At 37.9% G+C, this 8,647-nt stretch carries 9 protein-coding genes and 2 other annotated features; of the genes, 5 read left to right on the top strand and 4 right to left on the bottom strand.

Translation table 11 applies throughout. The features are described 5' to 3' along the window. Window positions 1–86 precede the first annotated feature (86 nt). Together GFJ36_RS23505 and sspI are read right to left on the bottom strand one after the other, a co-directional pair. Window positions 87–644, bottom strand: coding sequence for an HD domain-containing protein (locus GFJ36_RS23505; RefSeq protein ID WP_001189002.1), 558 nt, complete (start codon window positions 642–644; stop codon window positions 87–89). Between the two features lie 177 nt (window positions 645–821). Beyond that, window positions 822–1,031 carry a small acid-soluble spore protein SspI gene (sspI, locus tag GFJ36_RS23500; protein ID WP_000009511.1) on the bottom strand — a complete coding sequence of 70 codons (210 nt, stop codon included), beginning with the start codon at window positions 1,029–1,031 and terminating at the stop codon, window positions 822–824. Window positions 1,032–1,113: 82 nt separating this feature from the next. Between sspI and GFJ36_RS23495 the strand changes: the two genes are divergently transcribed. The 5 genes from GFJ36_RS23495 (at window position 1,114) to GFJ36_RS23475 (ending at window position 7,770) form a co-directional block, all read left to right on the top strand. Then, window positions 1,114–1,911: a TrmH family RNA methyltransferase gene (locus GFJ36_RS23495; protein ID WP_137036649.1), complete on the top strand. Its 798-nt coding sequence runs from the start codon at window positions 1,114–1,116 to the stop codon at window positions 1,909–1,911. A 48-nt stretch (window positions 1,912–1,959) separates the two neighbouring features. Further along, window positions 1,960–2,188, top strand: a binding site (T-box leader). Between the two features lie 43 nt (window positions 2,189–2,231). Continuing rightward, window positions 2,232–3,266, top strand: coding sequence for a phenylalanine--tRNA ligase subunit alpha (gene pheS / locus GFJ36_RS23490; RefSeq protein ID WP_000388220.1), 1,035 nt, complete (start codon window positions 2,232–2,234; stop codon window positions 3,264–3,266). An 18-nt stretch (window positions 3,267–3,284) separates the two neighbouring features. Beyond that, the gene (pheT, locus tag GFJ36_RS23485; RefSeq protein ID WP_157349747.1) at window positions 3,285–5,705 is read left to right on the top strand and encodes a phenylalanine--tRNA ligase subunit beta; all 2,421 of its coding nucleotides are present in this window, start codon (window positions 3,285–3,287) and stop codon (window positions 5,703–5,705) included. A 142-nt stretch (window positions 5,706–5,847) separates the two neighbouring features. Further along, window positions 5,848–6,099 (top strand) — a binding site (T-box leader). Between the two features lie 52 nt (window positions 6,100–6,151). Next, complete coding sequence (gene asnS / locus GFJ36_RS23480) at window positions 6,152–7,543, top strand: asparagine--tRNA ligase (protein WP_097889209.1); 1,392 nt, start codon at window positions 6,152–6,154, stop codon at window positions 7,541–7,543. Window positions 7,544–7,635: 92 nt separating this feature from the next. Then, on the top strand, window positions 7,636–7,770 hold the full coding sequence (locus GFJ36_RS23475) for a YuzL family protein (RefSeq protein WP_087985370.1): 135 nt from the start codon (window positions 7,636–7,638) through the stop codon (window positions 7,768–7,770). Between the two features lie 44 nt (window positions 7,771–7,814). Here GFJ36_RS23475 and GFJ36_RS23470 read toward each other — a convergent pair whose 3' ends face one another. Both GFJ36_RS23470 and GFJ36_RS23465 read right to left on the bottom strand, forming a co-directional pair. Next, a complete protein-coding gene (locus GFJ36_RS23470; RefSeq protein ID WP_088064540.1) occupies window positions 7,815–8,057 on the bottom strand; it encodes a hypothetical protein in 243 nt (80 codons plus the stop codon). A gap of 13 nt (window positions 8,058–8,070) precedes the next feature. After that, the gene (locus tag GFJ36_RS23465) at window positions 8,071–8,340 is read right to left on the bottom strand and encodes a hypothetical protein (protein ID WP_088064539.1); all 270 of its coding nucleotides are present in this window, start codon (window positions 8,338–8,340) and stop codon (window positions 8,071–8,073) included. Window positions 8,341–8,647 lie beyond the last annotated feature (307 nt).

Genomic DNA, 8,647 nt, shown 5'->3' with positions numbered 1-8,647 from the left:
TATATGTAATATTTAAATATTACATATAAAGGTGTATTTTCCATAAAATAATAAAAGAGGTATCACCCTATAGTGATGCCTCTTTCTCATTGATAACTATGTTCTGCCTTGTTATTCGATTTTGATTGCTCTATTTGCAATTCACGTTCTACCAATCGGTCTAACTGTTGAATAGCTTTTAATGCTTTTTCATAAGAAATCGTTCTATAATGGTGCGCTCCGCCCGGTTCTTCATCTGCTTCGTCTGCCCATTTAATAATGTTTTGAAGAGATGTTCTTTCAATTTCTTGCTGTACTAAGAAAGAATCTGTATGAAGAAGAATCGCGATAGAAATTTCTTTTGCTAGTTTCGGATGTTCTCCTAATCTAATAAGCAATTTATGAGCTCTTTCTGCTCCTTTAATCGCATGTATATCATTCTTTTTATACAAGTCATAATCCCATTCTCCCTCGCTGTACCATGTGTGATGTCCGATATCATGAAGGAAACCAGCTTTTGTTGCAGCATCGACTGAGGCATGATGCTTTTTCGCTAAGTGAAACGCATGGTAAGCGACAGCAATCGCGTGGACCATTCCAGAACGGTTTACATATTTTTGTGTAATGTGATGTTTAAAAACTTGTTCAAGCGTAATACGTTGCATAAAACATTCACTCCTTTTATCTAATGGTGTCTATAAAGAAAATCGATCGGTTTAAATGTATTTTGAATATTGTACTCCATCTGTGTAGCGTTAGTAAAGTAGAAATGTTTAGGAGAAGAAAAATTTTATAGACATAAAAGGTCACCTTAGTTTTTTTCTAAGGTGACCTTTTATTGTTTATTTTTTTAATCCTTGCTCTAGTGTTCCTAACATTTCGTGTTTTTCATTTTCATCAGCATTTTTCCAAATGACTTCGAATAAAACGCCAAGACCTGGAAGCATTTTTTCTTCACCGCTTTGAATTGCATCGACAATCGTTTCTTGTAATTGATCTTGTGAATTTCCAGATACATTCGCTAATACAGCACCGCGTAAATTAAAACTCATTATTTTCACCTCTTCTTCAGAATTGAAACTGACGTTAGTTTTTGTTCTTTTTTATGTAAATATGTATGAAAAATAGGCTATAATGATAAGACAAGAAGAGAGGGAAATACATATTATGAAAAACATTGATTCAGTGCAAAATCCGCGTGTGAAGCAGTGGAAAAAGCTGCAGACGAAAAAAGAGCGCGATAAAAAAGGTTTATTTTTTGTAGAAGGATTCCACTTAGTGGAAGAGGCTTTAAAAGCAGGAGTTGTAACAGAACTTATCGTTTCTGATCAGACAGATCTTCCGAAAGATTGGACAGTTAATGATGTGGAAATGTATATCGTACCTGAAGCAATCGTAAAAGTACTCCGTGAAACAGAAACGACGCAAGGGGTATTTGCTGTTTGTGAGAAACACGAGAGTGAAGTAGCTCTTGCAGATGGAAAGTTTCTTTTATTAGATGGTCTTCAAGACCCGGGCAACTTAGGGACAATTATTCGTACAGCTGATGCAGCTGGTATTCATGCTGTTGTGCTTGGAGAAGGATGCGTTGATGCATATAATAGTAAAGTGCTTCGCTCTACACAAGGTTCTATTTTCCATTTACCAGTTGTAAAAGGGAACTTAGAAGAGTGGGTAGACAAGTTAAGAGAAAATAACGTTCCTGTATATGGAACAGCTCTTGAAAATGGAGTTCCGTATGGTGAAGTAACACCAGCTGGTGGTTTTGCATTAATTGTAGGAAATGAAGGAAGCGGCGTAAGCCAAGAAATTCTTGCAAAAACGGATCAAAACTTGTATATTCCGATTTACGGCGGGGCAGAATCATTAAATGTTGCGGTTGCAGCAGGGATTTTAACGTATTATTTACAAAGCCCAGTTGCGAACAAATAAAAAACTTCTTATAATAAGTTGAAGTATATTATATTAAAAGTTAAATAACGAAAAACGTTGATAGAGAAGAGTAACTTACAAAATCGCCATATAGGGAGAGAATGCCTTAGACTGAAAGCATTCTTATGGTAGACGGAAGTGAATTCACCTCTGGAGTTGACGCCAGGACCATATATATGTAAAGGCGTTCCGGTCAGAATTGATCGTTATAACTAATGAGTGGGCAGACCTGGTCTGTCAATTTAGGGTGGTACCGCGAATTTACCTCGTCCCTTTTTGGGAGCGAGGTTTTTTTATTTTTAAAATTAGGAGGGTTCCAAATGGAAGCACGTTTAAAAGAGCTAAAGCAAAAAGCGTTAGAGCTTATTGAAGAAGCGAAAGAGCTAAAGGGCTTAAACGACGTACGCGTAGCGTATTTAGGAAAAAAAGGTCCAATTACAGAAGTATTACGCGGCATGGGAAAATTATCAGCAGAAGAGCGTCCACGTATGGGAGCATTAGTAAATGAAGTACGTGAAGCGATTCAAACGCGTTTAGAAGACAAAATTGGAAACTTAGAAAAAGCAGTAATTGAAGCGAAATTAGCTACGGAAACAATTGATGTTACACTACCAGGCCGTCCTGTTGAAACAGGTTGTCACCATCCGTTAACAGCTGTTGTTGAGCAAATTGAAGATGTATTCATCGGTATGGGGTATGAAGTAGCTGAAGGAACAGAAGTAGAAAAAGACTACTACAACTTCGAAGCATTAAACTTACCGAAAGATCACCCAGCGCGTGATATGCAAGATACATTCTACATTACAGAAGAAACGTTACTACGTACACATACATCTTCTGTGCAAGCACGTACGATGGAAAATAATAAAGAAAAAGGCCCAATTAAAATTATTTGTCCTGGTAAAGTGTATCGCCGCGATGACGATGATGCGACGCATTCACACCAATTCATGCAAATTGAAGGTCTTGTAATTGATAAAAACATTCGCATGAGTGACTTAAAAGGTACACTGCAAGTATTCGTGAAAAAGATGTTCGGTGAAGATCGTGAAATCCGTCTTCGTCCAAGTTTCTTCCCATTCACAGAGCCATCTGTAGAGATGGATATTTCTTGTATGATGTGTCACGGCAAAGGTTGCGGCACTTGTAAAGGAACTGGCTGGATCGAAATTTTAGGCGCAGGTATGGTTCATCCGAACGTACTTGAAATGGCTGGTTATGATTCAAAAGAATATCAAGGTTTCGCATTCGGTATGGGCGCAGAGCGTATCGCAATGTTGAAATACGGCGTAGATGACATTCGTCATTTCTATACAAATGATGTACGTTTCTTACAACAATTCAAACGAGCGTAAGGGAAGGAGAGGATAAGTATGTTCGTATCATATCGTTGGTTACAAGAGTATGTAGATATTAAAGATGTAACAGCACAAGAACTAGCAGACAAAATCACGAAAAGTGGTATTGAAGTAGAAGGTGTTGAATTATTAAATAAAGGTGTAAAAGGTGTTGTAGTTGGTCACGTATTAGAATGTGAAAAACACCCAGAAGCTGATAAATTAAGCAAATGTTTAATCGATATCGGTGAAGAAGAGCCAGTTCAAATTATTTGTGGAGCTGCTAACATTGCAAAAGGTTTAAAAGTACCAGTTGCAAAAGTTGGTGCTGTACTTCCTGGCAACTTCAAAATTAAAAAAGCAAAACTACGTGGTGAGGCTTCTCACGGTATGGTTTGTGCGCTTCAAGAGCTTGGTATTGATGGAAAGTTAGTTTCAAAAGAATATGCAGACGGTATCTTCATCTTCCCAAGTGACGCTGAAGTTGGTGCAGACGCACTTGAAATTTTAAACTTACATGATGAAGTACTTGAGCTTGGTTTAACACCAAACCGTGCAGATTGCTTAAACATGTTAGGTGTTGCATATGAAGTCGCTGCTATTTATGGCCGTGAAGTAAAACTTCCAGCTATCAGCTTACAAGAAACAGCAGAAAAAACTTCTGATTACATTTCTGTAAGTGTAGAAGCGAAAGAAGAAAACCCATTATATATTGCAAAAATGGTGAAGAACGTAAAGATTGGTCCATCACCAATGTGGATGCAAACGCGCCTTATGGCAGCTGGCATTCGTCCAATTAGCAATGTAGTGGATATTACAAACTACATTTTAATGGAATACGGTCAACCGTTACATGCATTCGATTACGATAAATTAGGTTCAAAAGAAATCGTTGTTCGTCTTGCAAAAGAAGGCGAAAAAATTGAAACGTTAGATGATCAAGAGCGTACGTTACAAAGCCACCACCTTGTAATTACAAACGGAACAAAAGCTTTAGCTGTTGCTGGTGTAATGGGCGGAGCGGACTCTGAAGTTACAAATGAGACAGTAAACGTTTTAATTGAATCTGCATACTTTGCAGGTCAAACAGTGCGCCGTACATCAAAAGACTTAGGTCTTCGCAGTGAATCAAGCGCACGTTTTGAAAAAGGAATCGATCCAACACGTACATTTGAAGCAATTCAACACGCAGCTGCTTTAATGGCGAAATACGCTGGCGGAGAAGCACTTGAAGGTGTAGTAGAAGCTGACAACTTACAAGTACAAGAGCGTACAGTATCTGTTACTGCTGAAAAAGTAAACCGTGTATTAGGTACAAATATTTCTGCAAGTGAAATGGGTACAATGTTCACAAACTTGAAATTCCCATTCACAGAAGTAGAAGGAACATTCCATGTGAATGTACCAGCACGTCGTCCTGATATTACAATTTCAGAAGACTTAGTAGAAGAAGTGGGTCGTCTATACGGTTATGACCACATTCCAGTTACATTACCTTCTGGAACAATGACTCGTGGTAAATTAACATCAGCACAAACGAAACGTCGTAAAGTACGTCGCTTCCTAGAGGGTGCTGGTTTATATGAAGCGATCACATATTCATTAACAAGCGCTGATAAAGCGAAGCAATATATGGTCGAGCCAAATGAAAAAGCTCCTGTAAATCTTGCACTTCCAATGAGTGAAGAGCGTAGCCAACTTCGTTTAAGCTTAGTACCGCAATTACTAGAAGCTGTTTCATATAATGTGGCACGTAAAAACGATAGTGTTGCTTTATACGAAGTAGGTTCTGTCTTCTTACCAACAGAAGCAGGAGAACTTCCGAAAGAAGAACAACATCTTGCCGGTGTTATGACAGGACTTGCTCTTCACCATGCATGGCAAGGTGAGAAGAAAGTAGTAGACTTCTTCGTTGTGAAAGGTGTACTAGAAGGATTATTCGACGTACTTGGCGTTGCAAACCAAATCACTTATGCACCAGCAAAACGTGAAGGGATGCACCCAGGTCGTACAGCTGGCATCGTATTAGATGGCGAAGTAATTGGTTTCATCGGTCAATTGCACCCAGAAGCAGAAAAACAATTAGATGTGAAAAATACATTCGTATTCGAATTATCTCTTGTAAAAGTATTTGATGCAGACGCAGAAGAAACTTACTACACAGCAATTCCACGTTTCCCATCTATGACACGTGATATGGCTGTTGTCGTAACGAAAGAAACAAAAGCTGGTGAAATGAAGCAAGTTATTGCTGAAGCTGGCGGAGAACTTCTGAAAGACGTAACGCTATTTGACTTATACGAAGGTGAAAAAATGGAAGAAGGCAAGAAATCACTTGCATTCTCTATGACATACTTCGATGCAGAACGTACGTTAACAGACGAAGAAGTAACAGAAGCACATAACCGTGTATTAACAACGGTAGAAGAGAAGTTTGGTGCGGAGTTACGTAAGTAATGAGAAATTGCCGGATTAAGCCCGGCAATTTTTTTATGGCACGATTGTCGGAAAATCGATATATTACAAAAATCGCTGATATATTTTTTGGTATCTTGCATCTTTCTCTCGAATGTAGTACATTAATTTTAGTTTAACAAAATGAAAGACGATGATAAGGAAAAGTAGTATATACTATAATCCAAAGCGAGTCAGGGACGGTGAGAGCCTGATGAGGCGGTATATGTGAAGAACACCTTGGAGTTGCTAACCGAAATTGAATCTTGTATTCAAGAGTAGACTTAGACGGGAATCCGGCCTGTTACAAACCGGGAAGTATGTATTACATACGAGTTAAAGTTGGTCTTTATGACAAATTGGGTGGTACCGCGAAGTTTAACCTTTCGTCCCTTTATGGATGAAAGGTTTTTTTGTATTTAAATATATGTGCAAAGGAGAATTTCACTATGGAAAACACATTAGTAAAAAGTCTGTATAGAGATACAGATAAATACGCAGGTCAAACAGTACAAGTATCAGGGTGGATTCGTAACTTACGTGATTCAAAAGCATTTGGTTTCATCGAATTAAACGACGGTAGCTTCTTTAAAAGCGTTCAAATCGTTTTCGATACAGAGTTAGAAAACTTCAAAGAAATTGCAAAACTTCCACTTAGCTCTTCAGTTAAAGTAGAAGGTACAGTAATTGCAACGCCTGGAGCGAAGCAACCATTTGAAATTAGAGCAGAAAAAATTGATATCGAGGGCTTATCAGATTCTGATTACCCACTTCAAAAGAAACGTCACACGTTTGAATACTTACGTACAATCGCTCACTTACGTCCAAGAACAAATGCATTCTCTGCAACGTTCCGTGTACGTTCTGTCGCAGCATTTGCGATTCACCAGTTCTTCCAAGAGCGTGGATTCGTACATGTTCATACACCAATCATCACTGGTAGTGATACAGAAGGTGCAGGCGAAATGTTCCGCGTAACAACGCAAGATTTAAACAACGTACCAAAAGGTGAAGACGGACAAGTTGATGAATCAAAAGACTTCTTCGGCAAAGAAACAAACTTAACAGTAAGTGGACAGCTGAACGCTGAAGCTTATGCATTAGCATTCCGTGACGTATACACATTCGGACCTACATTCCGTGCAGAAAACTCTAACACAACTCGTCATGCAGCTGAGTTCTGGATGGTTGAGCCGGAGATTGCATTCGCTGAATTAGGCGACGTAATGGATCTTACAGAAGATATGCTGAAATATGCAATGAAATACGTACTAGAGCATGCACCAGAAGAAATGGAATTCTTCAACAGCTTCGTTGATAAAACAGTTCTTGAGCGCATGAACAACGTAATCAACTCTGACTTCGGTCGTATCACATATACAGAAGCAATTAAAGTGCTTCAAGAGTCAGGTGCTGACTTCAAATATCCAGTAGAATGGGGTATTGACTTACAAACAGAGCACGAAAGATACTTATCAGAAGAAATTTTCAAACGCCCTGTATTCGTAACTGACTATCCAAAAGACATTAAAGCGTTCTACATGCGTATGAATGAAGATGGAAAAACAGTAGCTGCTACTGATCTTCTAGTTCCTGGCATCGGCGAATTAATCGGCGGAAGCCAACGTGAAGAAAGAATGGACGTTTTAGTAGACAGAATTAAAGAATTAGGTATGAACGAAGAGGACTACTGGTGGTACTTAGAACTTAGAAAATACGGCGGTACAAAACACGCTGGATTCGGTCTAGGTTTCGAGCGCTTCCTAATGTACATCACTGGCATGGCTAACATCCGTGACGTAATTCCATTCCCAAGAACTCCAGGTTCTTCTGAATTCTAAAATATGAAAAAAGCGAGAGGATTTCCTCTCGCTTTTTATTTTGCATAGTTTATTACCTCGTAGCAAAAAGTAACACGAAGGGGTGAATATAAATGAGTAAAAAAGTGAAAAAAGATCATTCAAGATCAAGCCTTGGTTCTCCAGAAATAGAAGGACAAGGAACGACGGCACATGAAACAGGTTCTCATAAAGTATCTTCATCAAATAAGAAGCAGAAAAGAAGTTAACATAAAAAAGGAGAGTCTTGGCGGCTCTCCTTTTTTTATATGTATTACACCTTAATTTCTTTTGTAATTTTATCTACATCTTTGTCTAATCGATCTAAATAGAAAAACCACAGTAAACTCATAAGCACGTAATAGATAGCCATCACACCAAGATTATCAGATATATTTTCGAATGTAGATTTAGTAGTGAAAAAAGCTCCCCAAATGGTAGAAATAGTGAGGTAAGAAAGTGGGCCCACGAGGTGTACGAAAACATATAATACCTTTTTAACTTTTACAGCGTTCATATGAAATATCTCCTTATGTAAACAATCCTTTTTTTCTAATCATAGATTCAAGTTCCTCACAGAAGTACTGTAGTTTTGCTGGATTATGTATTAACAAGCGGGCATCGTGTTTCCCGATAAATCTTCGAATCCGAAAGTTTAATAAGAAAGAACGGCCATAACGCTCTATTAAATCGTTGAACTCTCGTTGTTCACTTAGTAGCTGAATGTTTTCTCTAATTTCAAACTGTCTTTCGTGTGGATCGCCTAGTAAAATATTTAGAATCATTTGTAGAAGTAGCAATGGGAATCTCCTCCTATGTTAGAATAATCTGTATATTTTAATTGTAACAAAATTATAAGGATAGTAGTAGGGGAAACAAAAAAACAGGAGTTTGTAGGAGAAGGTTAAAAAACTTCCATTTGTTCCTCTTTTCTTTGAAGTACTCAATTATCTGAAATAATATACTCTTTGTTTATGGTCATATAGGTTTTATATCCAAAGAAGAAAAAGTTATCGTAATCTTACGGAAATACAATTTATCCTTGATGATATTATATAGTTTCTTTCATATTTTGATATTCACGAATGGGATTTTTTTTTTTTTTTA

Source organism: Bacillus sp. EE-W1 (genome assembly GCF_009760835.1).
Taxonomy (GTDB): domain Bacteria; phylum Bacillota; class Bacilli; order Bacillales; family Bacillaceae_G; genus Bacillus_A; species Bacillus_A wiedmannii.
This window is presented reverse-complemented; position numbering and strand designations above follow the sequence as displayed.

What these genes read in the sequence shown, in the direction of transcription:
- GFJ36_RS23505 (WP_001189002.1), bottom strand. Translation starts at nt 644, where the DNA reads ATGCAACGTATTACGCTTGAACAAGTTTTTAAACATCACATTACACAA.
- sspI (WP_000009511.1), bottom strand. Translation starts at nt 1,031, where the DNA reads ATGAGTTTTAATTTACGCGGTGCTGTATTAGCGAATGTATCTGGAAAT.
- GFJ36_RS23495 (WP_137036649.1), top strand. Translation starts at nt 1,114, where the DNA reads ATGATAAGACAAGAAGAGAGGGAAATACATATTATGAAAAACATTGAT.
- pheS (WP_000388220.1), top strand. Translation starts at nt 2,232, where the DNA reads ATGGAAGCACGTTTAAAAGAGCTAAAGCAAAAAGCGTTAGAGCTTATT.
- pheT (WP_157349747.1), top strand. Translation starts at nt 3,285, where the DNA reads ATGTTCGTATCATATCGTTGGTTACAAGAGTATGTAGATATTAAAGAT.
- asnS (WP_097889209.1), top strand. Translation starts at nt 6,152, where the DNA reads ATGGAAAACACATTAGTAAAAAGTCTGTATAGAGATACAGATAAATAC.
- GFJ36_RS23475 (WP_087985370.1), top strand. Translation starts at nt 7,636, where the DNA reads ATGAGTAAAAAAGTGAAAAAAGATCATTCAAGATCAAGCCTTGGTTCT.
- GFJ36_RS23470 (WP_088064540.1), bottom strand. Translation starts at nt 8,057, where the DNA reads ATGAACGCTGTAAAAGTTAAAAAGGTATTATATGTTTTCGTACACCTC.